The sequence below is a fragment of the Mesorhizobium sp. USDA 4132 genome, assembly GCF_056279545.1.
The window spans coordinates 3,013,896-3,040,113 of record NZ_JBWCCP010000001.1 but is presented as its reverse complement, the minus strand read 5'-3'; the positions used below and the strand labels follow the sequence as shown (position 1 = coordinate 3,040,113).

The 26,218-nt window shown below is 62.0% G+C and carries 26 protein-coding genes; 10 read left to right on the top strand and 16 right to left on the bottom strand.

What is annotated here, in order from left to right:
• Positions 1 to 15: 15 nt before the first annotated feature.
• The 4 genes from ACZ9IU_RS15495 to ACZ9IU_RS15480 form a co-directional block, all read right to left on the bottom strand.
• Positions 16 to 261: a DUF2442 domain-containing protein gene (locus ACZ9IU_RS15495; protein WP_038544351.1), complete on the bottom strand. Its 246-nt coding sequence runs from the start codon at positions 259 to 261 to the stop codon at positions 16 to 18.
• Positions 242 to 487, bottom strand: a complete 246-nt coding sequence (locus tag ACZ9IU_RS15490) for a DUF4160 domain-containing protein (RefSeq protein WP_038544349.1) — start codon at positions 485 to 487, stop codon at positions 242 to 244. The genes ACZ9IU_RS15495 and ACZ9IU_RS15490 overlap by 20 nt, the downstream gene beginning before the upstream one ends.
• 79 nt (positions 488 to 566) lie before the next feature.
• Entirely contained in the window at positions 567 to 2,264 is a 1,698-nt protein-coding gene (ade, locus tag ACZ9IU_RS15485; protein ID WP_038544346.1) for an adenine deaminase, read from the bottom strand.
• A gap of 81 nt (positions 2,265 to 2,345) precedes the next feature.
• Positions 2,346 to 3,305, bottom strand: coding sequence for a threonine ammonia-lyase (locus ACZ9IU_RS15480; RefSeq protein ID WP_051899780.1), 960 nt, complete (start codon positions 3,303 to 3,305; stop codon positions 2,346 to 2,348).
• A gap of 99 nt (positions 3,306 to 3,404) precedes the next feature.
• Here ACZ9IU_RS15480 and ACZ9IU_RS15475 point away from each other — a divergent pair, with 99 nt between their 5' ends.
• Entirely contained in the window at positions 3,405 to 3,866 is a 462-nt protein-coding gene (locus tag ACZ9IU_RS15475; protein ID WP_038544345.1) for an Lrp/AsnC family transcriptional regulator, read from the top strand.
• Positions 3,867 to 3,925: 59 nt separating this feature from the next.
• Here the strand turns inward: ACZ9IU_RS15475 and ACZ9IU_RS15470 are convergent, their stop codons facing one another.
• On the bottom strand, positions 3,926 to 5,032 hold the full coding sequence (locus ACZ9IU_RS15470; RefSeq protein ID WP_038544344.1) for a branched-chain amino acid ABC transporter substrate-binding protein: 1,107 nt from the start codon (positions 5,030 to 5,032) through the stop codon (positions 3,926 to 3,928).
• Between the two features lie 14 nt (positions 5,033 to 5,046).
• On the opposite strand from ACZ9IU_RS15470, the gene ACZ9IU_RS15465 reads away from it, so the two are divergent.
• Positions 5,047 to 5,298: a hypothetical protein gene (locus tag ACZ9IU_RS15465; protein ID WP_038544341.1), complete on the top strand. Its 252-nt coding sequence runs from the start codon at positions 5,047 to 5,049 to the stop codon at positions 5,296 to 5,298.
• 12 nt (positions 5,299 to 5,310) lie between these two features.
• Here ACZ9IU_RS15465 and ACZ9IU_RS15460 read toward each other — a convergent pair whose 3' ends face one another.
• Entirely contained in the window at positions 5,311 to 5,751 is a 441-nt protein-coding gene (locus ACZ9IU_RS15460; RefSeq protein ID WP_038549487.1) for a MarR family winged helix-turn-helix transcriptional regulator, read from the bottom strand.
• 274 nt (positions 5,752 to 6,025) lie between these two features.
• Here ACZ9IU_RS15460 and ACZ9IU_RS15455 point away from each other — a divergent pair, with 274 nt between their 5' ends.
• Entirely contained in the window at positions 6,026 to 6,865 is an 840-nt protein-coding gene (locus ACZ9IU_RS15455; RefSeq protein ID WP_038544340.1) for an alpha/beta fold hydrolase, read from the top strand.
• A 150-nt stretch (positions 6,866 to 7,015) separates the two neighbouring features.
• Here ACZ9IU_RS15455 and ACZ9IU_RS15450 read toward each other — a convergent pair whose 3' ends face one another.
• Complete coding sequence (locus ACZ9IU_RS15450; protein WP_498957419.1) at positions 7,016 to 8,386, bottom strand: IS1182 family transposase; 1,371 nt, start codon at positions 8,384 to 8,386, stop codon at positions 7,016 to 7,018.
• A 272-nt stretch (positions 8,387 to 8,658) separates the two neighbouring features.
• Positions 8,659 to 9,987 carry an omega-aminotransferase AptA gene (gene aptA, locus ACZ9IU_RS15445; protein WP_038549485.1) on the bottom strand — a complete coding sequence of 443 codons (1,329 nt, stop codon included), beginning with the start codon at positions 9,985 to 9,987 and terminating at the stop codon, positions 8,659 to 8,661.
• A 318-nt stretch (positions 9,988 to 10,305) separates the two neighbouring features.
• On the opposite strand from aptA, the gene ACZ9IU_RS15440 reads away from it, so the two are divergent.
• Positions 10,306 to 12,309 (top strand): GAF domain-containing protein, encoded by a 2,004-nt coding sequence (locus tag ACZ9IU_RS15440; protein WP_051899779.1) that lies wholly within the window; start codon positions 10,306 to 10,308, stop codon positions 12,307 to 12,309.
• 4 nt (positions 12,310 to 12,313) lie between these two features.
• The gene (locus ACZ9IU_RS15435; protein ID WP_038588450.1) at positions 12,314 to 12,694 is read left to right on the top strand and encodes a response regulator; all 381 of its coding nucleotides are present in this window, start codon (positions 12,314 to 12,316) and stop codon (positions 12,692 to 12,694) included.
• A 124-nt stretch (positions 12,695 to 12,818) separates the two neighbouring features.
• Here ACZ9IU_RS15435 and ACZ9IU_RS15430 read toward each other — a convergent pair whose 3' ends face one another.
• The 5 genes from ACZ9IU_RS15430 to choX form a co-directional block, all read right to left on the bottom strand.
• Positions 12,819 to 13,139, bottom strand: a complete 321-nt coding sequence (locus ACZ9IU_RS15430) for an ArsR/SmtB family transcription factor (protein WP_038544336.1) — start codon at positions 13,137 to 13,139, stop codon at positions 12,819 to 12,821.
• Positions 13,140 to 13,262: 123 nt separating this feature from the next.
• On the bottom strand, positions 13,263 to 14,021 hold the full coding sequence (locus ACZ9IU_RS15425; protein WP_038544334.1) for a HugZ family pyridoxamine 5'-phosphate oxidase: 759 nt from the start codon (positions 14,019 to 14,021) through the stop codon (positions 13,263 to 13,265).
• 102 nt (positions 14,022 to 14,123) lie between these two features.
• The gene (gene choV, locus ACZ9IU_RS15420) at positions 14,124 to 15,188 is read right to left on the bottom strand and encodes a choline ABC transporter ATP-binding protein (protein ID WP_038544332.1); all 1,065 of its coding nucleotides are present in this window, start codon (positions 15,186 to 15,188) and stop codon (positions 14,124 to 14,126) included.
• Positions 15,185 to 16,027 (bottom strand): choline ABC transporter permease subunit, encoded by an 843-nt coding sequence (choW, locus tag ACZ9IU_RS15415; RefSeq protein WP_038549479.1) that lies wholly within the window; start codon positions 16,025 to 16,027, stop codon positions 15,185 to 15,187. The genes choV and choW overlap by 4 nt, the downstream gene beginning before the upstream one ends.
• Positions 16,028 to 16,108: 81 nt before the next feature.
• Positions 16,109 to 17,065, bottom strand: coding sequence for a choline ABC transporter substrate-binding protein (gene choX, locus ACZ9IU_RS15410; RefSeq protein WP_038544330.1), 957 nt, complete (start codon positions 17,063 to 17,065; stop codon positions 16,109 to 16,111).
• Between the two features lie 197 nt (positions 17,066 to 17,262).
• On the opposite strand from choX, the gene ACZ9IU_RS15405 reads away from it, so the two are divergent.
• The 4 genes from ACZ9IU_RS15405 (at position 17,263) to ACZ9IU_RS15390 (ending at position 20,788) form a co-directional block, all read left to right on the top strand.
• A complete protein-coding gene (locus ACZ9IU_RS15405) occupies positions 17,263 to 17,844 on the top strand; it encodes a thymidine kinase (protein WP_038544328.1) in 582 nt (193 codons plus the stop codon).
• Between the two features lie 248 nt (positions 17,845 to 18,092).
• Entirely contained in the window at positions 18,093 to 18,452 is a 360-nt protein-coding gene (locus ACZ9IU_RS15400; protein WP_498957797.1) for a pseudoazurin, read from the top strand.
• A 111-nt stretch (positions 18,453 to 18,563) separates the two neighbouring features.
• On the top strand, positions 18,564 to 19,502 hold the full coding sequence (locus ACZ9IU_RS15395) for a hypothetical protein (protein ID WP_038544325.1): 939 nt from the start codon (positions 18,564 to 18,566) through the stop codon (positions 19,500 to 19,502).
• Positions 19,503 to 19,639: 137 nt separating this feature from the next.
• Positions 19,640 to 20,788: a DUF2333 family protein gene (locus tag ACZ9IU_RS15390; RefSeq protein ID WP_038544323.1), complete on the top strand. Its 1,149-nt coding sequence runs from the start codon at positions 19,640 to 19,642 to the stop codon at positions 20,786 to 20,788.
• A 31-nt stretch (positions 20,789 to 20,819) separates the two neighbouring features.
• Here the strand turns inward: ACZ9IU_RS15390 and ACZ9IU_RS15385 are convergent, their stop codons facing one another.
• The 3 genes from ACZ9IU_RS15385 to ACZ9IU_RS15375 form a co-directional block, all read right to left on the bottom strand.
• Positions 20,820 to 21,290 carry a PAS domain-containing protein gene (locus ACZ9IU_RS15385; RefSeq protein ID WP_038544321.1) on the bottom strand — a complete coding sequence of 157 codons (471 nt, stop codon included), beginning with the start codon at positions 21,288 to 21,290 and terminating at the stop codon, positions 20,820 to 20,822.
• Positions 21,291 to 21,328: 38 nt separating this feature from the next.
• Positions 21,329 to 22,054, bottom strand: a complete 726-nt coding sequence (locus tag ACZ9IU_RS15380) for a helix-turn-helix transcriptional regulator (protein WP_038544319.1) — start codon at positions 22,052 to 22,054, stop codon at positions 21,329 to 21,331.
• A 157-nt stretch (positions 22,055 to 22,211) separates the two neighbouring features.
• Positions 22,212 to 22,673 (bottom strand): Lrp/AsnC ligand binding domain-containing protein, encoded by a 462-nt coding sequence (locus ACZ9IU_RS15375; protein ID WP_038544317.1) that lies wholly within the window; start codon positions 22,671 to 22,673, stop codon positions 22,212 to 22,214.
• A 110-nt stretch (positions 22,674 to 22,783) separates the two neighbouring features.
• On the opposite strand from ACZ9IU_RS15375, the gene putA reads away from it, so the two are divergent.
• Entirely contained in the window at positions 22,784 to 25,906 is a 3,123-nt protein-coding gene (gene putA / locus ACZ9IU_RS15370; RefSeq protein ID WP_038549477.1) for a bifunctional proline dehydrogenase/L-glutamate gamma-semialdehyde dehydrogenase PutA, read from the top strand.
• Positions 25,907 to 26,218: the final 312 nt, after the last annotated feature.

Here is a 26,218-nt window from a genome sequence, read left to right as displayed (position 1 = left end):
CGATCCTAACAGGATTTATGCGGCAGGACGTTTCACCGTCCTGTCGCCGCGCCCTTCCAGAAGGCCGGCGATGGAGATGTCTTCGTCGAGATCATCCCAGTGAATGCCACCCGGGCTCAGTTCGAATTTTTGGCGATCGGCCGGCTTCGCAAGAAGCAGACGAGGAAACCAGGCAAGCGGCACGCCCAATGTGCGGCCGTCGTTGAGCGAGACCCACATGGTGTCGTCGTCGAATTTCACCTCAGTTGCCGAAATGCTCATGCCATGCCCGCTTGATCAGAGAACGATTGTCGATAACGAGCCGGATAATAGCAGACAGGTCACGGCTGTTGAAGCCGTCGCTTTCCGCCACTCCTATGGTCGGCTCCAACCAGATCTTCGCATTTGCGCCACCGCCCCGGACGTGAATATGTACGGGCTCCCGCGGGTCGCCTTCATTGGAATAGAAATAGAATTTCAGGGCGCCAGAACGGAAGACGATGGGCATTGGGTCCTCTTTCAACTAATTTTCTTGAGGACAGAATAATTCGCCAATGGTTGTTACCACCAACGCGTGGCCTTCGAAGTCACCCGATCAGCGCGAACTTGTCGACATCCACCATGCCCTTGTCCGAGATCTTCAGGTGGGGGATGACGGGCAACGGCAGGAAGGCGACCTGGAGGAAGGGTTCCTGGAGCGTCGTGCCGAGCGCGTAGGCGGCCTGGCGGAGGTGGTGGAGGGTGTCGCGCACCACTTCGTAGGGCTCGAGGCTCATCAGGCCCGCGATGGGCAGGGCGATCTCGCCGGTGACCTTGCCGTCCTCGACCACCACGAAGCCGCCGTGGATTTCGCCGAGGCGGTTGGCGGCCATTGCCATGTCGTCCTCGCTGACGCCGACGACGCAGATGTTGTGGCTGTCGTGCCCGACAGTTGAGGCGATCGCCCCCTTCTTCAATCCGAAACCCTGAACGAAACCATTGGCATGGTTGCCGTTCTTGCCATGCCGCTCGATGACCGCGACCTTGATGATGTCGCGGTCGAGATCGACGCCGGTCTGGTTGCCCGCCGATGGCAGGCGGTAGCGGCGATGTTCGGTGATGATTTTTCCGGGCATCACGCCGATGACCGGCGTTTCGCCTTCCGTCACCGGCACGCCGAAATGCATCGCCTGCACCGGGCGCGCCTTGACGCTGTCGAGGCCGACCGGGGCGACGGGCCTGCGGGTGGCGAAAAGTTCGTCGGTGACCTTGCGGCTGGCGGAGAAGACCATCTCGGCCTTGCAGTTTTCGAGGCTATCGACGACGACGAGATCGGCCCGCCAGCCGGGGGCGACGAGGCCGCGGTCGCGTAGCGCAAAGGCCTTTGCCGCGGAGATCGAGGCGGCGCGGTAGACGGCGAGTGGTTCGACGCCGTGGGCGATCGCGGTGCGGATCATATAGTCGAGATGGCCCTGTTCGGCGATGTCGAGCGGGTTGCGGTCGTCGGTGCAGAGCGCGAGATAGGGTGACAGCCGCTCGGTTAAGAGGGGCATCAGGGCGTGGAGGTCTTTCGACACCGAGCCTTCGCGCACCAGGATATGCATGCCCTTGCGGATCTTTTCGAGCGCCTCCTCGGCGGTCGTGCATTCGTGCTCGGTGCGGATGCCGGCGGACAGGTAGCCGTTCAGATCATTGCCGCGCAGCAGCGGTGCGTGGCCATCGATATGGTCGCCGTAGAAGGCGTCGAGCTTGGCGAGGCAGATCGGGTCCTTATAAATGACGCCTGGGAAATTCATGAATTCGGCAAGGCCGATGACCTTGGGGTGATCGCGGAAGGGCAGCAGCTTTTCGATCGGCAGGTCCGCGCCGGCCGTCTCCAGATGGGTGGCCGGCACGCAGGAGGAGAGCTGGACGCGGATGTCCATGATCGTTTCCAGCGAGGAATCCAGGAAAAACTGAATGCCCTCGGTGCCGAGAACGTTGGCGATCTCGTGGGGGTCGCAGATCGCCGTCGTCACCCCATAGGGCAGGACGCAGCGGTCGAATTCGTGTGGGGTGACCAGCGAGCTCTCGATGTGCAGATGTGTGTCGATGAAGCCGGGGACGACGATCCTGCCGGAAATGTCAATCTCGGTCTTGCCGGTGTAGTTGCCGCAGGTGCCGACGATGCGGTCACTGCTGATGGCGATGTCGGAGGCGACGAGTTCGCCGGTGACGAGATCGAAGAAGCGTCCGCCCTTTAGCACGATATCGGCGGGTTCGCGGCCGGTGCCCTGGTCGATGAGGGTTTCGAGACGGGTGGTCATGGCGGGCTCCTCGCTGAATCGGTCGCCTAACCTAGCCGTTCCATGAGGAAACGGGGAGAGGTGATCGATGCAGGCGGGACGTCATGCGATATCGGTGCGGACATTGCCGCCGCAGAGGATGGTGGCAACGGTTCGGCCTTTGAGGTCCGCGCCGTTTTCCAGAAGACCGGCAATGCCGGCGGCGCCGGCTTCCTCGACGACGAGGCCGTAATGGATGCGGCAGAATTGCCGCGCCTCGCGGATGGCCGCTTCGCTCGCTTCCCAGACTTCGTCGACGGTCGTCCTCATGCAGTCCAATGCGTAAGGAACACATTCGCGAACCGCGATGCCATCGGCTGCGGTTGCTGCAGTCTCCGTGGAGACGAGCCGGCCGGTTTCATGAGATTGCTTCATGGCTGGCGCATTGGCGGCGACCACACCGATGACTTGGCAGTTCGGGGCCTTGGCACGGATCCAGGCACCGATCCCGGTCAGCAGCGCGCCATTGCCGAGCGGCACGAGGATGGCGTCGAGTTCGACGGCTTGCAGGGAGAGGTGTTCGGTGATCTCAAGCGCGATCGTGCCTGCACCTTCGGCGATGGTCCGCAGCGCGCCGTCCTCGACAAAGGAGCAGCCATTCGCCTGCGCATAGGCACGCGCGGCGGCTTTGGCGGCGTCGAAATCACTGCCTTCCAGCCGCACGTCGGCGCCGAGGCGGCGCATCGCCTCGATCTTGCCGGGATTGGCGGTGGTGGCGGAAAAGATCACCACCTTGCGTCCGCGCGCCCGGCCGGCATAGGCGAGCCCCTGGCCGAAATTGCCGGCGGAGGCGGAGACGACGGGCTGGTCGCCGGCCGGTTCGTTCTGCATCCACCAGTCGGTGCCGCGTCCCTTGAAGGAACGGATCGGATTGAGCGTCTCCACCTTCGCAAGGAGGCGAAGGCCGAGAGCCGTATTGGCCGTCTGCTGCTCGATCAACGGGCTGTTGGTGAAGACGGGATCGATGCTTTTCGACGCAGCGAGAATACCGTCGGCGGAAGGGTGTGGCTGGTTCTGTGTCATGGCGTTAAGATGCCAACGAAAAGCCGGCAGGATTCCCGAAGTGGTGGTTAGGATCAGGAATATCTCCCGGAGTTTGCTTTGAAGCCGGGAAATTCTCTCATGGCATTGACGAAAGCCGATCGCGAAATCCTCAAGCTCATGCAGCGGGATGCGACCATCACCTTGAACGAGCTGGCCGAGCATGCGGGTCTGTCGCCGTCCTCGGCACAGCGGCGGCTGCAGAAGCTTCGGGAGGACAAGGTGATCCTGCGGGATGTTTCGATCGTCGATCCGAAAAAGGTCGGGATGGCGGTTTCCATGCTGGTCGAGGTGGAACTGGAGCGCGACCGGCCGGAGCTCATGCCGCCTTTCCTGCGCTGGGTGGCGGATACGCCGGAGGTGCAAGAGGCCTGGGGAACATCGGGCAGGGGCGATTTCACCCTGGTGATCCTCGTCCAGTCCGTCGAGCATTTTGATGTGCTGGCGGACCGGATGATGGAGATGAACCCGAATATCCGCAAATTCACGACGAGCGTCGTGCTGAAGACATTGAAGCGGACGCTGGCGGTGCATGTCGAGTGACGCGGCTCAAAACAAACGGGCGCCCGAAGGCGCCCGCCGGTCATGCGATTTGAAAGATGTCACTCAGCGGCGACGATCTTGCCGTCTTCCCATTTGAAGAGGGAGAAGCTCTGCGAGGTGAGGTCGCCCGTCTTGCCATAGGTGAGCTTGCCGATGGCGGTGGCGATCGGTTCGCCGGACTTGATGGCCGCGGCCACCGCTTCCGTATCCTCGGCGCTCTTTGCCTTTTCGATGCCGGCCTTGATCACTTCGACGGCGGCATAGGCGTTCAACGTGAAGGCTTCTGCGGGGATCTTGCGGGCGGCGAGCGCTTCGGCGGCAGCCTTGGAATCCGGGCTCTTGGTGGCGTCGGACGCGTTGGTGAACACCGTGCCGGCCGCGGCCTTGGTGCCGATGTTCCAGAACTCGCTGTTCGACAGGCCGTCACCGCCGACGATCGTCGCTTTGACGCCGAGATCGGCGAGCTGGCGGGCGAGCAGGCCGCCTTCCGGGTGGTAACCGCCGAAATAGATCACGTCGACATTCTGCGATTTCAGGCGGGTTGTCAGCGCGCTGAAATCCTTGTCGCCCGGAGTGACGGCGTCATCGAGCACTTCCTTGACACCGCCGGCATTCAGCGCCGCCTTGAAGGCATCGGCGAGGCCTTTGCCATAGGCGCCCTTGTCGTTGATGATCGCGACCTTTTTATCCTTGAAGGTCTTCAAGACGTAATTGGCGGCGACCACGGCCTGCTGGTCGTCGCGGCCGCAGGTGCGGAACACGTTGGTGAGGCCGCGCGTGGTGAGGGCCGGTGTGGTGGCGGTGGGTGTGACCATCAGCACGCCGTTTTCGGCAAGCGCATCGGAAGCCGGCATGGCGACGCCTGACGTCACCGGACCGACCACGAAACGGATGCCTTCGCCGACCAGCTGGTTGGCGGCGGAAACGCCCTGCTTGGGTTCCGCTGCGTCGTCGGCCGCCTTCAGGACAACCTTTTCGCCGAGAATGCCGCCCTTCTTGTTGATTTCCGCAATGGCGGTTTCGGCGCCGTTCTTGACCTGGTCACCGTAGGCCGCGACAGGGCCGGTGAGCGGGGCGATCAGGCCGATAACGATATCGGCATGAGCAAGCGGTGCGAAGGTCAGCGAGGCGAGTGCTGTCGCTCCCAGAAACGTCTTGAGGTTCATTTTGGTCTCCTTGGATGGGGCTCAAGCCCGCGGTGAACGCCGCATCCCTGCCTTCCGTCTTCGATGTCGCGCCGGGCGCGGTCGTGCCAAGGACGGAAAGCGATGCGGTCGATACCGTGCCGAGCCATGTTTGGCTTTCGGCGACCGGCCACCAATTCTGTATGAATTCCGCCAGATTTCCGCAAGAAGATAACAAAACGGCCGCGAATTTTGTGGTTTTCGTCAAGGATTGCCCGGAAATTGCGGATGTTTGCCGGTTTTCTTGACTCCCGGTGAAGCTAGGCGTTGCGCTCCAGAGCGCCGAGGAAGGTGCGGACCTGACGGTTGAAGGCCTGGAATTCCTTCGGAGTCATGCCGGACCGTTCGATCAACGTTTCGCCGAGGCATGTGCTCTTCGCGATCAGGGCGCGGCCGGCGTCGGTCAACCAGACATGCACCTGGCGCTCGTCGGTCTTGCTGCGGCGGCGCTCCAGCAGTCCGGCCTGTTCGAGCCGCTTGACGGGTGGGGTGATCGTGCTCGATTCCAGGCCCAGCCTTTCCGCGATCGTGCCGATCGTCGAGCCGTCCTGTTCGCCGAGCACGCTCATGACGAGGTATTGCGGATAGGTGATGCCCATATCGTCGAGCATTGGCTTATAGACGCGATTGATGGCGATGTGGGCCGTATAGAGCGAGAAGCAGAGCTGCTCGTCGAGCGGCGGAAGGGGGGAGGCGGGCATGCTTGCTCCGGTGCTGTTCCAGGTTTTCGCGACATATAGCATGATTTCGATATCGCGATAAATATTTTTGTAGACATGATCGCAGAATGCCGCTACCCATGTGTTTATCGCGATAACAAATATCGAGGTATAAAGATCGCGGTAATCCGAAGGGTGCGGTTCAAAGGAACGACACGCAACGGTACTATGAATGTCTGGTCGGCCATTTTTGCTGCCGCGCCCGCCATTCATGTCGCAGTCATTGAAAAATCAGTTTCGAAAGGACACGAGAACCATGACCAGCAATTTCATCACCACCAAGGACGGCACGCAGATATTTTATAAGGACTGGGGTTCGAAGGACGCCCAGCCGGTCGTCTTCCATCACGGTTGGCCGCTCTCGGCCGACGATTGGGACGCCCAGATGCTGTTTTTCCTGCACCAGGGTTTTCGCGTCGTCGCCCATGACCGCCGCGGCCACGGCCGTTCGAGCCAGACCGAGACCGGCAATGAAATGGACACTTATGCTGCCGATGTCGCCGAGCTTGCGGCCCATCTCGACCTGAAAAACGCCATCCATGTCGGCCATTCGACCGGCGGCGGCGAAGTAGCCCGCTATGTTGCCCAATATGGCGGTGGCGGCCGGGTGGCCAAGGCCGTGCTGATGGGCGCCGTGCCGCCGATCATGCTGAAGACGGAAAATAACCCGGGTGGCCTGCCTCTCGAAGTCTTCGACGGTTTTCGTGCAGCGCTTGCTGCCAACCGGGCGCAGTTCTTCCGCGACGTACCAGCCGGCCCGTTCTACGGCTTCAACCGTGAGGGCGCGACCGTTTCGGAAGGCGTCATCGCCAATTGGTGGCGGCAGGGCATGATGGGCGGCACCAAGGCCCATTACGATTGCATCAAGGCTTTTTCGGAAACCGACTTCACCGAAGACCTGAAGGCGATCGACGTGCCGGTTCTCGTCATGCATGGCGACGACGACCAGATCGTCCCGATCGCCGACTCGGCCCTGCTTGCGGTCAAGCTTCTCAAGAAGGGCACGCTGAAGGTCTATGAAGGTTTTCCGCACGGCATGGCGACCACGCATGCGGACGTGATCAATGCGGATCTTCTGGCGTTTTTCAAGGGCTGAGCAGGCCAGGTCTCATGTGAAAATGGAGAGGCGGCCGCAGGGCCGCCTCAGACCGCTGACAAACCCGTCGATATTTTCGGCGGGTTTTGTTTTTGTGGATTTGTTTTCCGCCGGGAGGTCTTGGCGGGAGGCGCAGAAGGATGGGCTGGCTCATGCCGCGGCTGGTTTTGGTGTTTTGATGAGCGCCATTGCGATCTTCTTGATGTTCTGGGCGGCTGCAGCCAGCAGGCATTGGCAGGCGACACGGGTGAGACTTCGGAAGCGGGCATAGCGGTGGCCATGCAGCTGCTTGGCATCGGCAAAGGAGCGCTCGACCGTTTCCTTGCGGCGTTTGTAGATCGCCTTGCCCCAAGCGGTCAGGCGGTTGGCATCGGTGCGCTCGCGGGCATCGGCCCAGACATGGCGGGTGATGGTGCGTGTCGCGGTGGCGTTATGGGTGCAGGAGGCCAGCAACGGGCAGGTGCGGCAGATGGCCGGATCGGATGCGTAATGTTTATAGCCGTTGCGGTCGGTGGTGGCATAGGCGAGCAACTGTCCTTCGGGGCAGCGATAGCCGTCTGTCTGAGGCTCGTGGACGAACTTCGATTTGCGCATCATGCCGGCTTTGGGCGGTGTCGGATTGCGGTAGCCGGTGACACCGAGGATGGTGCGGTCTTCAAGCCCCTTGGCGATGCCGGAGGTCGCATAGCCGGCATCCAGGCCAACCGCGCCGACCTCGAAGCCGAACCGCTCACGCTGACGGTCCAGCCGCTCGAGATAGACGATGCTGTCATGCACATTGGCAGGTGTCACATGGGTGTCGGTGATGATCGCATGGCGGCCGTCCACCGTGCGGTGGTCGAGGTAGAAGAAGCCTTTCGGTTTGCCGTCGCGCACCATATAGCCGCTCTCGGGGTCGGTGCGCGACACCTTGGTTTCCTTCACCTCCGGCTGACGCTCTTTCTCCTTCAACGGCTTCTGGCCATGCAGCGCCCGCTCGACCTCGATTGCCCGGTCGAGGTCGGCCCAATAATCGGCGCGCGACTTCTCGATCATCGCAAGGTCGTATCTGCCCTTGTTGGCGTTCGCCTTCAGATGCGTCGAATCCGTATAGAGCACCGTACCGTCGACCAGGCCATGACCGATCGCCTGCTCAACGATATGATCAAAGATGTCCTGGGAAACCGAGGTGTCGTTGAAGCGCCGGCGGCGGTTCTGCGACAGCGTCGAGGCGTCAAACACCCCATCCGTCAGCTTCATCCGCAGAAACCAGCGATCGGCGACGTTGACCTCGATCTCGCGCACCAATTGGCGCTCCGAGCGGATGCCGAACAGGTAACCGATGAACAGCGCCTTGAACATCAAGGTCGGATCGAGCGGCGGCCGGCCGTTGTCGGCGCAATAAAGCCCGGCAACGCGATCATGGATGAACGAGAAGTCGATCACCGCATCAATCTTGCGAAGCAGGTGATCCTTCGGCACCAGGCTGTCGAGCGTCACCATCTCAAGAGCCGTCTGGGTGGGGGCAGGTTTCTTCAACATGTCCCACTGAATCACAAACCCCCGGACCACGCCAGGGGTTTGTCAGCAGTCTGAGGCGGCCGCAGGGCCGCCTCTGTTGTTTCGTAGGGGTGTCGAATCGAGGCTTGCCCCTCATCCGGCTGCCGCCACCTTCTCCCCGTTCTGACGGGGAGAAGGGATATGCCGCACCGGTCTGCCCCAATCGCAGCGGCCTGGAACGGGCACGTCCCCTCGCCCCGCGCGCGGGGAGAGGGTTAGGGTGAGGGGCAGATTCCGTCCGCTTCGACCTCGCCTCAGATATTGCTCGTCAGGATCTCGCGCAACTTCCCGAAAATCTCGTCGATATGGTGCTTTTCGACAATCAGTGGCGGGGACATGGCGATCGTGTCGCCGGTGGTGCGGATCAGCAGGCCGTTTTCGTAGGCCTTGAGGAAAGCGGTGAAGGCGCGTTTGGTGGGTTCGCCGGCGATCGGATCGAGTTCGATCGCGCCGATCAGGCCGAGGTTGCGGATGTCGATGACGTTCGGCAGGTCTTTGAGCGAATGCAGGCCCGCTTCCCAATAGGGAGCGATGTCGCGGGCGCGGTCGAACAGGCCTTCTTCCTTATAGGTTTCGAGCGTTGCAAGTCCGGCGGCGGAGGCGATCGGGTTGCCGGAATAGGTATAGCCGTGCATGAACTCGATCATGTGCTCCGGGCCGGTCATGAACGCATCGTGGATCTCGGAGGTGACGAACACGGCACCCATCGGGATCACGCCGTTGGTGAGGCCCTTGGCGGTGGTGATGATGTCCGGCTTGACGTCGAAATACTGGGCCGCGAACGGGGCGCCCAGGCGGCCGAAACCGGTGATGACTTCGTCGAAGATCAGCAGGATGCCGTGCTTGGTGCAGATTTCGCGCAGCTTCTGGAGGTAGCCCTTCGGCGGGATCAGCACGCCGGTGGAGCCGGCGACCGGCTCGACGATGACGGCGGCGACGGTCGAGGCGTCATGCAGCGTGACGATACGTTCCAGTTCGGTCGCAAGGTCGCCGCCATGTTCCGGCTCACCCTTGGTGAAGGCGTTCTTGCCGGGCAGGTGGGTATGCGGCATGTGGTCGACGCCGGTCAGAAGCGTGCCGAACATCTTTCGGTTGGAGACGATGCCGCCGACCGAGATGCCGCCGAAATTGACGCCGTGATAACCGCGCTCGCGGCCGATCAGGCGGAAGCGCGAGCCGTTGCCCTTCACGCGGTGGTAGGCGAGCGCCACCTTCAGCGCCGTCTCGACCGATTCCGAGCCGGAATTGGTATAGAGAACGTGGTTCATGCCTTCTGGCGCGATGTCGACCAGGCGGTTGGCGAGTTCGAACGCCTTCGGATGGCCCAGCTGGAAGGCGGGCGCATAATCCAGCTCGCCGGCCTGTTCGCGGATCGCTTCGGTGATCTTCGGCCGGCAGTGGCCGGCATTGACGCACCAGAGGCCGGCGGTGGCATCGAGCACCTGGCGGCCGTCATGGGTCGTATAGTGCATATCCTTGGCAGCGACGAAAAGGCGGGGTTCCTGCTTGAACTGGCGGTTTGCCGTAAATGGCATCCAGAACGCCCGCAGGTCGTTGGGCGTGGTATTCAGGCGGTTGGACATGACATTCTCCATGGCCATTCGGTTTCTTCGGGTGGCCATTTCCCGGTCGGCGTCATTGCACCAAGTTTTGACTGCATGGTCAAATTATCAGGGGGATCGGAGGCGTCAACCGCCTTCGAACAAAGGGCCGCTGCGAATTCCTGCGTTGGAGCGAAATCGATTCGGACTGGCGTTGCTGGGTGGGGCAATCGATACGGATTTCGATAAAGGCTCAAGATTTCAACGCGGTTTCCACCGGTCGTGAAATTTGATTGCGTCTCTCTGGTCTTTTGGCGAAAGCTGCCAATATCGCCTGAAACTTCAATTCCGAGACCCTCATTGGCCGATTCCGATCCGAACGAACAAATCCATCTTGAGCGGCTGGAAGCACTTGATGCCTATAATATCATGGACACCGAGCCGGAGCCGGAGTTCGACGATATCGTGCTTGTCGCTTCCACGCTCTGCGGCACGCCCGTGGCGCTCGTCAGCCTGGTCGAGAAGGACCGGCAGTGGTTCAAGGCGCGCGTCGGTTTCGAGGCATGCGAGACGCCGATCGAGCAGTCGGTCTGCGCCCATGCGCTCGGCAGTTCCGACGTGCTCGTCATCCCAGACCTGCAGCTTGATCGGCGCACCCGCGCCAATATGCTGGTTACCGATGAACCGCACATCCGCTTCTACGCCGGCGCGCCGCTGATCACGCCCGACGAGGTGGTGATCGGCACGCTCTGCGTCATCGATATCGAGCCGCGGCCGCAGGGGCTGGAGGAGGGGCAGAAGGCGGCGCTGCAGGCTCTTGCCAGGCAGGTCATCGCGCTCCTCGAAATGCGGCGCATCTCGCAGCGCAAGGACGACCTGTTCCGGCGCCAGAAGTCGATCAGCGCCAATATTCGCTCCAGCGTCAATGCGAGCCTGGCGGCGCAGGAGGCTGGAAGGGTCGGCACATTCGAAATTGATATCGGGACCTCGATGATGCGGGTGTCGCGGGAGTTCTGCCGCATTTTCCACCTGCCTATCGCCGATACCTATCCCACTCGAGTGGTCGAGGAGATGGTCCTGGCGCAGGACAAGGACCTGCAGTCCAACGATGCGACCAGACGGAAGGGGAGTGCCCCGCTCGACGTTGAATATCGCATTCGCGTGCCGGGCTATGGCGTGCGCTGGATCGCCCGCAATGCCAGCTTTCGCCATGATGAGAGAGGCCGGCCGGTCAAGATGATCGGCACCGTCCGGGATGTGACCGCCGCCAAGCGGGAGGCTGCCCGCGTGCAGGCCCTGCTCGATCTTGGCGACCGGCTGCGCGACCTCAGCGACATGGAATCGATGGCGATCGCCGCCGGTGACCTGATGGCCAGGGCACTTGACGCGACGCGCGCCGGTTTCGGCATCGTCAACGCGGCCGACGAGACGGTGTCGGTGCCGCCCGAATGGTGCGCGCCGGGCGTGAAAAGCCTTGCGGGACTGCACCACTTCCGAGACTACGGATCGTTCGTCGACGACCTGAAGCGAGGGGAAACCGTGGTCGTCGCCGACGTCGCCACCGATCCGCGCACCCGCGACCACGCCGAAAAGCTTCTGGCGCTTGGCATCCGCGTGCTCGTCAACGTGCCGATCTTCGAACTCGGGCGCTTCAGGCTGGTCGCCTTCATCCATCACGACCAGCCTTACCCCTGGATGGAGGAAGAGATTTCCTTCGTCCGCAGCTTCGGCAACCGCATCCAGATCGCGATGTCGCGGGTTCAGGCCGAGCTGGAGCAGCAGATGCTCAGCAGGGAAATGAGCCATCGGCTGAAGAACACTCTGTCGATGGTGCAGGCGATCGCCACCCAGACGCTACGGCCGGTGACCGAGCGCGACCATGTGGAGGCTTTCGAGAAGCGGCTGCATGCGCTGAGCACTGCCCATGACATCCTGTTCGAGCAGAACTGGACGAGCGCCTCGGTCTATGCCGTCGTCGACCGAACGATGAACGGGATCGGCATGCGGGACCGGATCGACGCGCAGGGTCCGAACGTTCGGTTCGGGCCGAAGGGCTCGCTTTCGCTTTCCCTGCTGCTGCACGAGTTGACGACCAACGCGGTGAAATACGGAGCGCTCTCGAACGATACGGGGAGGGTTGCGATCGACTGGCGCATTGAAGGCGCGGGAGACGGCGCGACCTTCTATCTCTCCTGGCGGGAAACCGGCGGGCCGCCCCCACGCCAGCCGGAGCGCACGGGTTTCGGCTCAAAACTTATTCGCATGGGATTGATCGGAACCGGCGGTGTTCTCGTTAGTTATGATCAACCGGGGTTCAGCGCTGAGATGACAGCTGTGCTCCTTCAGCTAGCACAGGCAGACTGACCGGATGGGACGATCCGCACCGCCAAAAAAACAGGCTGTCCTCGTTGTCGAGGACGAGCCCATCCTGCGCATGATGGCAATCGACCTCGTGGAGGATGCAGGATTCGAGGCGGTCGAGGCAGCCGACGCCGATGAGGCGGTGACGATCCTGGAAACGCGCACGGATATCCGAATCGTTTTTACCGATATCGACATGCCGGGCAGCATGAACGGCATGAAGCTGGCGGCTGCCGTGCGCGACCGCTGGCCGCCGATCGAGATCATCATCGTTTCGGGACAGGTCCGCTTGAGCGAGGAAGACCTGCCCGATCGCAGCGTGTTCTTTTCCAAACCCTACGATTGGCAGAAGGTGACCGCAACGCTGCGTCGCATGGCCTCGCATTAGGCGTGGTCGCGCGGATACGGAGCGTCATATCCGGTCGGCAGGCGGGCACGGAAATGCCCCAGCCGCCGGCGTTATGCCGGCCGCTGAGGCGGGTCAGCGTGATGTTATGTCAGCGCTGTCATTCCTACGCGGCTGCGGATTTCTTCTGCACCGGAGCACAGTAGATTTCTTCCAGCGTTTCAAGGACCTTGAGAACCGACTCGGACGAGCTGGAGTAATAAATGGTCTGCGCATCGCGGCGGGTCTTCACCAGCTTCTGAGCCCGCAGCTTGGAGAGGTGCTGAGACAGCGCAGATTGGCTGAGGCCAACCTGCGACGCGAGCGCACCCACGGCGACTTCGCCCTTCACTAGGCAGCACAGGATCATCAACCGCTTCGGGTTGGCCATGGCCGACAGCAGGCCTGCGGCCGCGTTGGAATGCTCAGATAGTGCCATCGTATCCATACGTTTTAAATTCCCCTCGTATTCCAAAGCGGCCCCCGGCTTCAAAATCCGGCCCATCGTCCTATGGGTGAAAATTAGCAAGGAGCAAAAGGGATTGTATATCCCTAAATTTCAGGTAACCAGTTATCGTATTTTAGTGATCTCAAAAACATAATCAAGAACGGCTTCGGGAGTCTTTGCAAGAACTTCGAATTCGTGCCTGAGTTGAAAATCCCCCGCAATAAGGTCGATTCCCGCTCGATCGACGCCTCCGAAGCGCCAGAGTTTCCCGTTTTCCGTGCCGATATGGGCAGCAAATTTCTGAGCCTGCTCGGTCATATTTTTTACATTTTCCTGGAGGTCCAGCCACTCCGCCGTGATTCCCGGCTCGGGAATCACGAGGTCAGATCCAGGCAGCATGTATGCACGGCCGAATCCTCCATTCAGGGATGCTGCCTGTGGAGTGATTCGGAAAAAGCGGAAATCACCGAAATCTGCATACAATGCAGCCTTGGGATGACGATCCAGAAAACGCTGGCGTATGCGTGCATGTTCGGGCGTGTCGCGGGCGACGTCCTCGGCGAGACATTGAACGGTGATCCGCGGATGGGCGAGCGGATCGCCCTTGCCGGGCTCGCCGGCCAGAAGCGAGCAGCGTGGGTCGGCGATGAGGCCTTTCGTATGGCCGGAGAGGCCGGAGACGAGAATGACCGGCACGCCGTCGACGTCGGTGCCAGTGAGGGCTCGGCTGGCTGAGGGGAAACCGGTTTCCGGATCGAGGACCGCCAGCGCCATGTGACGCGCTCCACGGACCAGCGTGCGGGCAAGCCGGCGGGCCTCGTCGTCGGTGTCACGCAGCACCTGCGGCCTGTCGGTCTTCCCGGTCTGCTGTTCGTCCGCCAACGCGTCCCTCTCCTTGTTCAGTTGCCGGGAAAGCGACCCGGCTCAGCCGTCGGCATACCATCCGGCGGCACTAAACGAAAGGTGATTTTGCGGCTCAGCTTATCAGCCGTCGCGTCGGCGATGGCGGGTCAGGCCGGCAATCACGTCATCGGACGAAATGGTGCCGATGATCGTGCCGTTGTCGACCACCCCGATGGCGCCCGGCTGACGCGACAGAGCATCGAGGATATCGACGAGCGGCGTTGTCGACAGCGCGGTGCCAGCGACAGTCGTGGTGCCTGCCGTGGTGCTTACGCCGGCCCGCATCACGTCGCCTGCGGTCAGCATGCTGATCGGGTTGAGGTGCTGCACGAAATCGGCGACATACTGGTCGGCCGGCGCCCGGACGATCTCCTGCGGCGTACCGCATTGGATGATGTGCCCGCCCTCCATGATGGCGATGCGATTGCCGATCCGGAAGGCTTCGTCGAGATCGTGGCTGACGAAGAGGATAGTCTTCTTCAGCCGGCGCTGGAATTCGAGAAGCTCGTCCTGCAGGCGGGTGCGGATCAGCGGATCGAGCGCCGAGAAGGGCTCGTCCATGAGCAGGATCGGCGCACCGGTGGCAAAGGCGCGGGCAAGGCCGACGCGCTGCTGCATGCCGCCGGAGAGTTCGCCCACCTTGCGGCCCGCCCATTTCGTCAGGTTGACCAGTTCGAGCTGTTCGTTGACCTGCTTGGCACGCTCGGCATCCGGAACGCCAGCAAGTTCCAGCCCAAAGCCGACATTTTCAGCGACCGTGCGCCAGGGGAGAAGGCCGAACTGCTGGAAGACCATCGAGACCGTGTGCATGCGCAGATCGCGCAGCACTTTGGGGCTCGACTTGTAGGGATCGACCGGACCCGAGGACGTGGCGACGCTGACATTGCCGCGCACGACTGGGGCCAGCCCGTTGACGGCGCGCAGCAGCGTTGATTTGCCCGAGCCGGACAGGCCCATCAGGACGAGGATTTCGCCCTCATGGATAGTCAGCGACGCATTGGCGACGCCCAGGACGATGCCGGTCGCGGCACTGATCTCGTCGCGGGTCTTGCCCTGGTCGACCATCGCCAGCGCCCGTTCCGGCTTGTCGCCGAAGACGATGTCGACATTGTCGAAAACGACGCAATCGGTTTTCTGGGCTGTCATTGGCCATCTCCCGTCGATGTGCGGAACATGCGGTCGAGGATGATCGCCAGGATGACGATGCACAGGCCTGAATCGAAGCCGCGGGCGACGTTGACGGTATTCAGTGCCCGCAGCACCGGCACGCCGAGGCCGTTGGCGCCGACCAGGGCGGCGATGACGACCATGGAGAGCGAAAGCATGATCGTCTGGGTGAGGCCGGCCATGATCTGCGGCATCGCGTAGGGCAGTTCCACCTTGCGCAGGATCTGCGACGGAGTGGCGCCGAAGGCGACCGCCGCTTCCCGAAGCGAGCTTGGGGTCGAGACGATGCCGAGGCGGGTGAGGCGGATAGGCGCCGGGATCGCGAAGATGACGGTGGCGATCAGGCCCGGAACCATGCCGAGGCCGAAGAGGATCAGCGCCGGGATCAGGTAAACGAAGCTCGGCAGCGTCTGCATCAGGTCGAGGACCGGCCGCATGGCTTCGTAGAACCATTGGCGTCGGGCAGCGGCAATGCCAAGCGGCACGCCGACCACCATGCTGACGGCGGTCGATGCGAGCACCAGAGCCAGCGTTTCGGTCGTCTCTTTCCAGTAACCCTGGTTGAAGATCAGGAGCAGACCGAAGAAGGTGAAGGCTGCGAGCACGAGGGAACGGCGCAGCCACCAGGAAAGCCCGGTCATGGCGGCCATGACGAACAGCGGATGCGGTGTCGCAAGACACCACAAAAGCCCGTCGATCACGGCCAGGAGAACGGAAGAAAGCCAGTCGAAAAACCAGTCGGCATTCGCCGTCAACCAGTCAACGACCGCCTTCGCCCAGGAACCTATAGGTATTCGATGGTCTGCGATCCAATCCACGAGAAAACTGCCGTCCATAAGGAGAGAAAGGGCGGGCTCCGGGGCAGGCGGTGCGCCGCCCCGGAAACATTTTCGGGACTGTTAGAGGCCGAGCGCCTTCTTGACGGCGGCAAGGCCGTCCTTGCCGTCATAGGTGGTGACGCCGGCAACCCACGGCTCGATGACCTTCGGATTGGCTTTCAGCCAAGTCTTGGCCGCGGCGTTGGCATCCTCGCTGTCGTTGAGGATCTTGCCCATGATGGTGTTTTCCATGTCGAGCGAGAACTTCACGTTCTTGAGGAGCTTGCCGAGATTCGGGCATTGGGCGACAAAACCGCCGCGCGCCACGGTATAGACCGTCGCGCCGCCGTAGTTCGGACCGAAGACGGTGGCGTCGCCGCCGGCGAGATAGGTGATCTCATGGGCGACGTTCATCGGATGCGGCGCCCAGGCGAGGAAGACGACCGGCTTGCTGTCCTTGTCGGCGCGGGTGACCTGGGTCAGCATGCCCTGCTCGGAGGATTCGACGACCTGGAAACCCTTGAGGCCGAATGTGTTGGCATCGATCAGCGAAACGATCATGCCATTGCCTTCGTTGCCCGGCTCGATGCCGTAGATCTTGCCGTCGAGTTCTTTCTTGTGGGTGGCGATATCCTTGAAGTCCTTGATGCCGAGCTTAGCGCCGGCGGCATTGGTGCCGAGCGTGTACTTGGCGCCTTCAAGATTGACGGCGATGCTCTCGATCGACTTGTCGTCGAGATAAGGCTGCAGCGCGTCCTTCTGCGCTGGCATCCAGTTGCCGAGGAAGAGGTCGATATCCTTGTTCTTCATCGAAGAATAGGTGACCGGGACGCCGAGGGTCTTGACGTCGGCCTTGTAGCCGAGGGCCTCGAGGACCTGGATGAAGGATGCGTTGGTCGAGGCAAGGTCGGTCCAGCCCACATCCGAGATTCGGACGGTCTTGCAGGCTTCCGGTTCGGCGGCAGATGCCGTGCCGACGATCGCGAGGATCGATGCGGCAGCGACGAGCGTGGTCTTCAGTGTGGTAGTCATGCGCATGGGCTGCTCCCGTTTTTTTGGTTCCCGCCATTATCAATATATGCTGCGACGAGGCAAGCGCGCGCATTCGCGGCGGACAATGGGGTGCATTTGCGACATTTGTGACTTTCTCGCCCAGCGTTGCGCAGTCTACAGTTTCCTGTGGTTTTCGGCAAAACCCGCTTTTTTCGAATCCCGATCGCGATCAGAAGGCAGATATGGCCAAGCTTTATTTCCACTACGCGACGATGAACGCCGGCAAGTCGACCATGCTGCTGCAGGCTTCCTATAACTACCGAGAGCGCGGCATGCGCACGGCGATCTTCACGGCGTCGCTGGACGACCGCGCCGGCCGGGGCCGAGTGGCCTCGCGGATCGGGCTCTCCTCCGACGCCATTCCCTTCGAGCCGTCCGACGATCTCTTTATGGGCATCGAGGCGATGCACCGGGAGGAGCCGATCGCCTGCGTGTTCGTCGACGAGGCGCAGTTCCTCTCGCCCGAGCAGGTCTGGCAGCTCGCCCGGATTTCCGACCGGGTCGGCATCCCGGTAATGACCTATGGCTTGAGGACCGATTTCCAGGGCAAGCTGTTTCCCGGCTCGCTGGAGCTGCTGGCGATCGCCGACGAGCTGCGCGAGGTGCGCACCATCTGCCATTGCGGGCGCAAGGCGACCATGGTGGTGAGGCTCGACGAGGACGGCAAGCTGGTGCGCGAAGGTGCCCAGGTCGATGTTGGCGGCAGCGAAAAATATGTTTCGCTCTGCCGGCGGCATTGGGAAGATCAGATGCATTGCGATTGATGCTCGGAATTTAAACCTCCGTTCACCGTACGGAACGGAAGACGGCGGCGGCGCGGCAAAATTGATGCTGGTCAAAGTCTGCGGCCGGAAACATATTTATGTATCACATCCGAAACGTCCCGGCCTGACGGGGCGGTGGTTCCAAGCAGGAGTTCCCCGCATGCGCAAGACCACCAAAACCTTTACCCTTGCCACCAGCCTCGCCCTGTTTCGCCCTGCCGGCCTTCAGCGCCGAAATCGAGGTGAAGATGCTCAACAAGGGCAGTGACGGCGAGGCCATGGTGTTCGAGCCGGCGGCCGTGAAGGCGCAGCCGGGCGATACGATCAAGTTCGTGCCGGTCGACAAGGGGCATGACGTGGTTTCGATGCCCGGCCTAGTGCCGGAAGGGGTTGCCGAAATCAAAGGCAAGATCAGCCAGGAAGTTTCCTTCACCGCAGACAAGCCGGGCGTCTATGTCTTCAAATGCACGCCGCATTTCGGCATGGGCATGGTCGCGGTGATCGTCGTCGGCGACGCCCCGGCCAATCTCGACGCGGTGAAGGCTGCCAAGATGCCGAAAAAGGCAAAAGACCGGCTTGATGCGGAGATCGCCAAGCTGAAGCTCTGATCCTTCCAGGACTTTTTGCCGCCTTCCGATTTTTCCGGCAATCGAGCCGGGACGGCGTGGCATAATTCTGCGGCGGCGTTATCTTGGTCCTCAGACGGCGGGAGAATGGGCGTGGCGGCACCTGGGAATTTCGACAGCGAGATCGAGCGGATCGGCAACGTTCTGGCTGCAATGGGCGATGCGCTCGGGCCGATTTCAACGCTGCTTGCCGAAACCGCGCGGGATCTCGCCCTGCCGGACGAGGAGAAGCTGGCGGCGGAAGCCGAGCGGCTGACAGCCGAGCTGTCCGAGCGGCAGGCGATCGAGTCGGCAACGGCCCGGCTGGTCGCAGATCTGGCAGCGGAGATCGGCGTCTGCGCCCAGGAATTCGACGATCGGGAGGTGCCGACGCGCTTCGAAACGCTGATCGGCTACATTTCCGGCGCTGCCAGACACCGCCGGCAGCGGGCGCGCTGGCGCAGCCCGGCGCCGCTCAACCGGCTGGGCGAGCTCCTGCGGCGCGCCGACCTGCTTGCCGGTCTGGTGCGGCAGGAGCGGGATTTCCTGATTGGACAACGCAGGGAGAGCGAAGGCGACCTGGTGACCTTCATCGACCACCGCCCGGAGATCACCGAAAAGCTGCGCGGCGAGGACGGTGTTGCGATGACAGGTACGGACCTGGTCGGCCGCACGGAGCCGGCGATCCAGGTCTTTCAGGACTTTGTCGCAGGATTGAACGCGCGGATAGGCACCTGCAACATCCTCCTGCACAAGCTGATCGGCGATACGGAAAACCTGCTCATCCTCTACCGGGTGGTTGCCGATGCCGGGGGGCATGGCGATGCCGGCCTGAAGCCCGAACTTTTTCCGCATCTCGTGCCCGAGGTCGGGCGTTTCGCAAACGGCATGCTGACATTGCACGGGCTCGACCAGCGGCGGCATCGCGCCGACCAGGCCTTTGCCGAGCGATTTCCCGCCGAGGTCCCCGGGGAGGCGGCAAAAGCCGGTGTCGGGCAAGGCGGCTTTCGACTGCCGACGATTGCCGGCTTCAAGCTCGTCCGGTCCCGATAGGTCCCGTCGAGAAGCCGGCTAGGCATTCGTTTCTTGCGGTTGCGACGAAACGCTGCGCCCCGTTGTGCTTGTGACGCCGAGCACATATGTGTGAGCCAAGCCCAATCGGATGCACCCCGCCTCACGAGGAGACAGCGATGCTCGACCGGATTACCGCCTTCTTTCAAGGAATCGGCCAGGCCGTCGGGCGAGGCATAGGGCTGTTTATCGCCTGGATCGTCTGGCCGTTCATGGCCGCACATGGGTGGTACCGTCAGCGTCACTGGATGGTGAAGGGCCCGATCCTCGCCTTCCTGGTGCTGATGATCGGGCTCTACGGCTATTTCTTCTGGCAGACGCAGGTCTGGACCAATTTCAACCCGAATTTCGTCGACAGCTACCGCTGGTCGGAGCGCAACGTGCCGGCCGGCCAGGAATTGCCCGCAACGGCCCCTGCAAGCGCCAATGCGACCGCTCCGGCGACCGGCGCGAAACAATGCCAGTCGTCGGCGATCGTCGACGCGGCCGCCGATCTCACCGACATGAACGTCAACCAGAATGCCTGGATCTCCTCGATGCTGCTCTACCGGCTCGGGTTCTTCGGCATCGACTGGGATCACACGCCTTTCCTCGACAACAAGGCCTCCTTCCAGCGCGGCGTCAACCAGGCGGTGCGCCGCACCTCGACGGAACTCGTCGATTCGCTTGGGCGCGTGCGCGGCACGTCGAGCATCAACAACAACCTCCAGGACGCCCGCGGCAACCTGCAGTTCGACGAATTTTCCTGGTATTTCGGGCTTAGCCCCTTTGGGCCGAAGACCCCGACCCCAAGCTATTATCGCGCGGCGATCAGCAAGCTGAGGGCGTTCAATACCGATCTGACCTCCTGCAACGCGACCTTCGACGGCCGCGCCGACAACCTGATCCAGTTCATCGACCGGATCGCCAACGATCTCGGCGGCACGTCGGCGATCCTGCGGGAGCGCTCGGAGAACTACAATGCCGGCTGGTTCGATACGCGCGCCGACGATCGCTTCTGGTTCGCCTACGGCCAGCTCTACGGCTATTATGCGGTGCTTGCTGCGGCAGGAGCGGATTTTTCCCAGGTGATCCGCGAGCGCAATATCGGGCCGCTGTGGACCGACACGCTGTCGCAGTTCAAGTCGGCCCTGCGCATCCAGCCGGCGATCATCTCCAACGGCCGCGAGGACGGCTGGATCATGCCGAGCCATCTGGCGGTGATGGGTTTCTACACGCTCAGGGTTCGCTCGAACCTGGTAGAATTGCGCTCGGTGCTCGACCGGTAAGCCGGCTGGCGCCGGTTGGGTTTTTAGGGGTTCAGGTTTTCGGGAGACTTGGTTCGTCGAGAAAGAACGTCACGCCTGGACGTTCGGCAAAGAACTCGTAGGTCATGCCGACGACCTCGCCGCTCGTGCCGGGCTTGTCGCGGAACTTGCCGACGCTGCGAACATATTTGTAGTGCTCGGCATCGGCCTTGACGCGGTAGATGTTGTGATAGGTCAGGCGTTCGCCGCTGGCGCGCTCGAAGGTCTCCATCAGCTGCGGCATGTCGTCAGGATGGATCCGCGCGGTGATGGCGACCATGTTCATGGGGCCGTCCTTGGGCTCCAGGCCCAGGATGCGACAGACATCCTCCGTCGCGAAGAAATGGCCGGTGTCCAGGTCGATCCGCCAATAACCGTAAAAACGGAAGGCCGAGGCGAGTTCCACCACCTCGTCAGCCGAGAGCCCCACTTCCTTGTATTGAGTATTGACGCGTTTTTCGGTGTGTTCGACCCAAAACGTCAATCTTTTTCTCCCATAGGCCGGGAGATAACGCCCCAACCTCACACTATGAGTCTCAATCTCAGAGCCTTAGCTACCAACTGGGTGCGGTTGACGCAATCCAGTTTCTTTATGGCATTGGTCATATATGCGTTAACGGTGTGGTCCGAGAGCGAGAGAATCCGTCCGATTTCGGAAGATGTCTTGCCCTGTGCCGTCCAGCGGACCACCTCCAGTTCGCGGGTGGTGAGGGGCCCGGCGGTGCCGGTCTTGGCACTGCGGCGGATCTTGTCGAAGACATCGAAGGCATGCAGCACGATCATGCCGATCTCGTTGAGCTCCACCTGGCTCAGCCGATGCCGGACGCCGTCGAAGCGCAGCATGAAGCGGCCGCCATCGATCGAATGCACCGCCATCGCGACGCTGGTGATGATGTCGTAGCGGCGCTGCAACTCGTCCATCTCGACCGGCACCGGAAAACCGCGCACGCTTTCGGGATCGTCGATCGACCAACAATAGGGAAGGGCCGATTTCGAGATGATCGGCGCGACCGGACAAAGCTTCAAAAGGCGGCGGCGGTCAAATTCCTGGACATAGCTTGCGGGCAGCGTCGTCTCGACGATCATCCGCGACAAAAGCGTCTCATCCGCCCTGGTGGCGGTGAAAAGCGTAATATGCCGAAACCCGAACTCGTGGGCAACGCGCTTCATGGCAGCAAATATTTCCAGCCGCGAATCCGCGGCGGAAATCTCGCTGTTCAGAATCGATTGCCGTTCCAAAGTGATCATGCGGGCGAAGCTGACAGATGGTTTATGTAATCGTTAACAAATATACAAATCGGTTTGAATAGCCAGCGAAATTTCCTGCGTTGCAACAGAAACCGCTATGTTTTCCGATATAGGCTCACTTTATTTCCATGAATTCATGGAGTTACGGGGTCAAGATTTATACGGGGATATATCCGGTTCCCTTAATTTCCTCCATGACGGCATAGGTGTGGGTTTCCCTGACCCCCGGAAGCGGGAGAATCACCTCCGAGAGGAACTGCCGGTAGGCCTCCATTCCGGCGACCCGCGCCTTCACCAGATAATCGAAACCGCCTGCCACCATGTGGCATTCCATCACGTCGTCGCTGCGTTTCACCGCGGCGGCGAATGCGTCGAAAACGTCGGGCGTGGTGCGGTCGAGCTTGACCTGTACGAAGACGAGCAGATTGCGCCCGAGCTTTTCCGGCGACAGCAAAGCGCTATAACCGGTGATGTATCCTTCGCGGGTCAGCCGCTTGACCCGTTCGGCGGTCGCCGTGGGAGAAAGCGAGACGCGATCGGCGAGTTCGAGATTGCTCAGGCGCCCCTCTTTCTGGAGCGCCCGGAGGATTTTTCGGTCGAGACGGTCGATGTCCTTCATGTTTCGCTACATTTTGCCAGAGTTGCCGTGAGATATTTCGTTAATGCCATAAAGATCCGCCGAAATCACCAGGAAATTCCCGCTATGGAGAGAATGAAACGGAGATGCATATGAGCCAGATTCTGACCGAGCCCTTCATTCCCTTTAACGCGCCTTATGCCGGTGATGACGACCGGCTGATCCGGCAGTTCGCCGCCCGCACCAGCCTCACCTCGGCGCAGGATGCGGCGATCGACCAGCGGGCGCGGCGGATGATCAATGCCATCCGCGACGGGGCCGGCAAGGTCGGCGGTGTCGAGGATTTTTTGCGCGAGTATGGGCTTTCGACGCGGGAAGGGCTGGCGCTGATGGTGCTTGCCGAGGCGCTGCTGCGCGTGCCCGATGCCCTGACCCAGGACCGGTTGATCGAGGACAAGCTGCGCGAAGGTGGCTGGAGCACCCATGAGGCCTCCGGCGAAAGCTGGTTCGTGTCGGCATCTGCCTGGGCGCTTGCGGTTTCGGCGCGCGTCATTGGCCCCGGCGAGACGCCGGAGGGAATCCTGCGCGGCCTCGTCAAGCGCGTCGGCCTGCCGACCGTGCGCACCGCCACCAAGCAGGCGATGCGTTTTCTCGGCCACCATTTCGTGCTCGGCGAGACGATGAAGGATGCGCTTGTCCGTGCCGCCAAGAGCGAGGAGAAAGGCTACCGCCATTCCTTCGATATGCTGGGCGAGGGCGCCCGCACGGCGGAAGACGCGAAGCGTTATTTCCGCTCCTATGCCGATGCGATCCAGTCGATCGGCGCGCATATGAAAAAACACGGCAAGGGCAGGCAGCTTCCCGACCGGATGGGCATTTCCGTCAAACTCTCGGCGCTGCATCCGCGCTACCTCGCCACCCACCATGACCGGGTGATGGCTGAACTGGTACCCGACCTTCTGGATCTCGCCCGGATGGCCAAGGAACACCAGCTCAATTTCACCGTCGATGCAGAGGAGGCCGACCGGCTGGAACTGTCGCTCGACGTGATCGCCGCCACCTTCTCCGATCCGTCGCTTTCCGGCTGGGACGGGTTCGGCCTGGCGATCCAGGCCTATCAGAAGCGGGCGCCCCAGGTGATCGACTATATCGACCAGCTCTGCACCACGCATGGCCGGCGGATGATGGTGCGGCTCGTCAAGGGCGCCTATTGGGACACCGAGGTGAAGCGGGCGCAGGAGCGGGGGATCGAGGACTATCCGGTCTGGACCCGCAAGCCGGCGACGGATCTTGCCTATCTCGCCTGCGCCCAGCAGCTTCTCGCCAAGCGGGCGCGAATCTTTCCGCAATTTGCGACCCATAACGCGCTGACCGTCTCGACCATTCTGGAGCTTGCCGGCCCTGACCGCACCGGCTTCGAATTCCAGCGACTGCACGGCATGGGCGAGGCCCTCTACGACGATCTTCTCGACAGCAACGACCGGATCGCCTGCCGCATCTATGCGCCGGTTGGCGGTTATCGCGACCTGCTCGCCTATCTGGTGCGCCGGCTTCTCGAAAACGGTGCCAACTCGTCCTTCGTGGCAGTTGCCGGCGATAAGCAGGTGCCGGTGGAAAAGCTGCTCGAACGACCGGCCGCAAGGCTCGGTCTCGATGACGGCATCAGCGCGCGGCACAAGCAGATCCCGCTGCCCTCGGACATCTACGGCCGCCGCAAGAACAGCGCTGGTTTCGAATTCGGCCACCGGGTCGAGCTCGAAAGGCTGATGGCCAGCGTTTCCAAGCCGTGGGGCGAGGTGACGGCGGGGCCGTTGGTAGCAGGCGTCACCTCCAAGGCGGAGGAAAAGCCGGTTCGGTCTCCCTCAGATCGTTCGAAGATCGTCGGCACCGTGCGCGATGCGACGCCGGCAGATGTGGATGCAGCCTTCACGGCTGCGGCCAAGGCTTTTCGGGCCTGGTCGCGCCAGCCGGTGGAAATCCGCGCTGCATGCCTCGAACGGGCCGCCGGGCTTATGGAGGAAAACCGCGACCGGCTGCTGGCGCTGCTTGCCGCCGAGGCCGGCAAGACGCTGGACGACGGGATTGCCGAAATCCGCGAGGCGGTGGATTTCTGCCGCTACTATGCCGACAAGGGCCGCGAACTGTTCGCCATGCCCACGACGATGCCGGGACCGACCGGCGAGGACAACCGCCATTTTTGGCGCGGACGCGGGGTGTTCGGGTGCATTTCGCCGTGGAATTTTCCGCTGGCGATCTTCCTCGGGCAGATTTCCGCCGCGCTGGTGGCCGGCAATACGGTCGTCGCAAAACCGGCGCCGCAGACGCCGCTGATCGCGTTTGAGGCAATCCGGCTGTTCCATCAGGCCGGCATTCCGGCCGAAGTGCTTGCGCTGGTGCCGGGCGGCCCGGATGTCGGCTCGGCGATCACCGCGCATCGCAAGCTCGCCGGTATCGCCTTCACCGGTTCGACGAAAACTGCGCATGCAATCAACCGGGCGCTGGCCGCCAAGGACGGGCCGATCGTGCCCTTTATCGCCGAGACCGGCGGCATCAACGCGATGATCGTCGATGCGACGGCACTTTCGGAACAGGTGGCGGACGACGTGGTCGTTTCCGCCTTCCGCTCGGCCGGCCAGCGCTGCTCGGCGCTGCGCATCCTTTTTCTGCAGGAGGATATCGCCGACGGCATGCTGAAGATGATTGAGGGGGCGGCGGCCGAACTCAATCTCGGCGATCCGGCTAAACAGACTACCGATGTCGGGCCGATCATCGACGAGAACCAGAGACAAATGCTGGCCGACCACATCTCGGACATGCGGGCCAGAAAACAGAAGATACGTTACGCCGGAAGCGCGCCGGCGACCGGCAACTTCTTCGCCCCCCACATCATCGAACTCGACAGCGCCGCGGTGCTGACCAAGGAAGTGTTTGGCCCGGTTCTGCACGTGGTGCGCTGGAAAGCGAAGGAGTTCGACAAGGTGCTTTCGGCGATCGACGCGACAGGCTACGGCCTGACACTCGGCATCCACAGCCGCATCGAGGCGACGATCCGCAAGGTGACGGAGGCGCTCGATACCGGCAACGTCTATGTCAACCGCAACATGATCGGCGCCGTGGTCGGCACCCAACCCTTCGGCGGCTCCGGCCTTTCCGGCACCGGCTTCAAGGCGGGCGGCCCTGCCTATCTGATGCGGTTTGCCGAAGAGCAGGTGATCTCCGTCAACACCGCTGCCGCCGGCGGCAACGCCAGCTTGATCGCGATCGGGGAGGGGTAAGACGCGACGGCGCAGCCGGCAAAACGCTCCAGTGGAGCGTTTTGAGCGTCGAACGCGCCGAGCCCAAGCGAGGCGCCGGGAGCAGGAACGGTCCGGCGCAGCCGGAGCAATCGACCCCGGTGAATTGATTGCGGTGACGAACGCGCCGAGCGAAAGCGAAGCGCCGGGGGCGTTTTGGAGCCAGATGCGGCAGACCATCTCTTGCCCCCCGCGGACGGCGCGACTACCAAGAACCAAAAGGCTCGGAGCGATCCGGGCCTTCTTGCATTCGGTCCTGTTGTATTTTTGCCATCGGACCAGCCTCGCATAAAT

Bases quoted from the DNA above. Each gene is read 5' to 3' on its own strand.
- ACZ9IU_RS15495 (WP_038544351.1), bottom strand. From the start codon at position 261: ATGAGCATTTCGGCAACTGAGGTGAAATTCGACGACGACACCATGTGG.
- ACZ9IU_RS15490 (WP_038544349.1), bottom strand. From the start codon at position 487: ATGCCCATCGTCTTCCGTTCTGGCGCCCTGAAATTCTATTTCTATTCC.
- ade (WP_038544346.1), bottom strand. From the start codon at position 2,264: ATGACCACCCGTCTCGAAACCCTCATCGACCAGGGCACCGGCCGCGAA.
- ACZ9IU_RS15480 (WP_051899780.1), bottom strand. From the start codon at position 3,305: ATGACACAGAACCAGCCACACCCTTCCGCCGACGGTATTCTCGCTGCG.
- ACZ9IU_RS15475 (WP_038544345.1), top strand. From the start codon at position 3,405: ATGGCATTGACGAAAGCCGATCGCGAAATCCTCAAGCTCATGCAGCGG.
- ACZ9IU_RS15470 (WP_038544344.1), bottom strand. From the start codon at position 5,032: ATGAACCTCAAGACGTTTCTGGGAGCGACAGCACTCGCCTCGCTGACC.
- ACZ9IU_RS15465 (WP_038544341.1), top strand. From the start codon at position 5,047: ATGGGGCTCAAGCCCGCGGTGAACGCCGCATCCCTGCCTTCCGTCTTC.
- ACZ9IU_RS15460 (WP_038549487.1), bottom strand. From the start codon at position 5,751: ATGCCCGCCTCCCCCCTTCCGCCGCTCGACGAGCAGCTCTGCTTCTCG.
- ACZ9IU_RS15455 (WP_038544340.1), top strand. From the start codon at position 6,026: ATGACCAGCAATTTCATCACCACCAAGGACGGCACGCAGATATTTTAT.
- ACZ9IU_RS15450 (WP_498957419.1), bottom strand. From the start codon at position 8,386: ATGTTGAAGAAACCTGCCCCCACCCAGACGGCTCTTGAGATGGTGACG.
- aptA (WP_038549485.1), bottom strand. From the start codon at position 9,987: ATGTCCAACCGCCTGAATACCACGCCCAACGACCTGCGGGCGTTCTGG.
- ACZ9IU_RS15435 (WP_038588450.1), top strand. From the start codon at position 12,314: ATGGGACGATCCGCACCGCCAAAAAAACAGGCTGTCCTCGTTGTCGAG.
- ACZ9IU_RS15430 (WP_038544336.1), bottom strand. From the start codon at position 13,139: ATGGATACGATGGCACTATCTGAGCATTCCAACGCGGCCGCAGGCCTG.
- choV (WP_038544332.1), bottom strand. From the start codon at position 15,188: ATGACAGCCCAGAAAACCGATTGCGTCGTTTTCGACAATGTCGACATC.
- choX (WP_038544330.1), bottom strand. From the start codon at position 17,065: ATGCGCATGACTACCACACTGAAGACCACGCTCGTCGCTGCCGCATCG.
- ACZ9IU_RS15405 (WP_038544328.1), top strand. From the start codon at position 17,263: ATGGCCAAGCTTTATTTCCACTACGCGACGATGAACGCCGGCAAGTCG.
- ACZ9IU_RS15400 (WP_498957797.1), top strand. From the start codon at position 18,093: ATGCTCAACAAGGGCAGTGACGGCGAGGCCATGGTGTTCGAGCCGGCG.
- ACZ9IU_RS15390 (WP_038544323.1), top strand. From the start codon at position 19,640: ATGCTCGACCGGATTACCGCCTTCTTTCAAGGAATCGGCCAGGCCGTC.
- ACZ9IU_RS15380 (WP_038544319.1), bottom strand. From the start codon at position 22,054: ATGATCACTTTGGAACGGCAATCGATTCTGAACAGCGAGATTTCCGCC.
- ACZ9IU_RS15375 (WP_038544317.1), bottom strand. From the start codon at position 22,673: ATGAAGGACATCGACCGTCTCGACCGAAAAATCCTCCGGGCGCTCCAG.
- putA (WP_038549477.1), top strand. From the start codon at position 22,784: ATGAGCCAGATTCTGACCGAGCCCTTCATTCCCTTTAACGCGCCTTAT.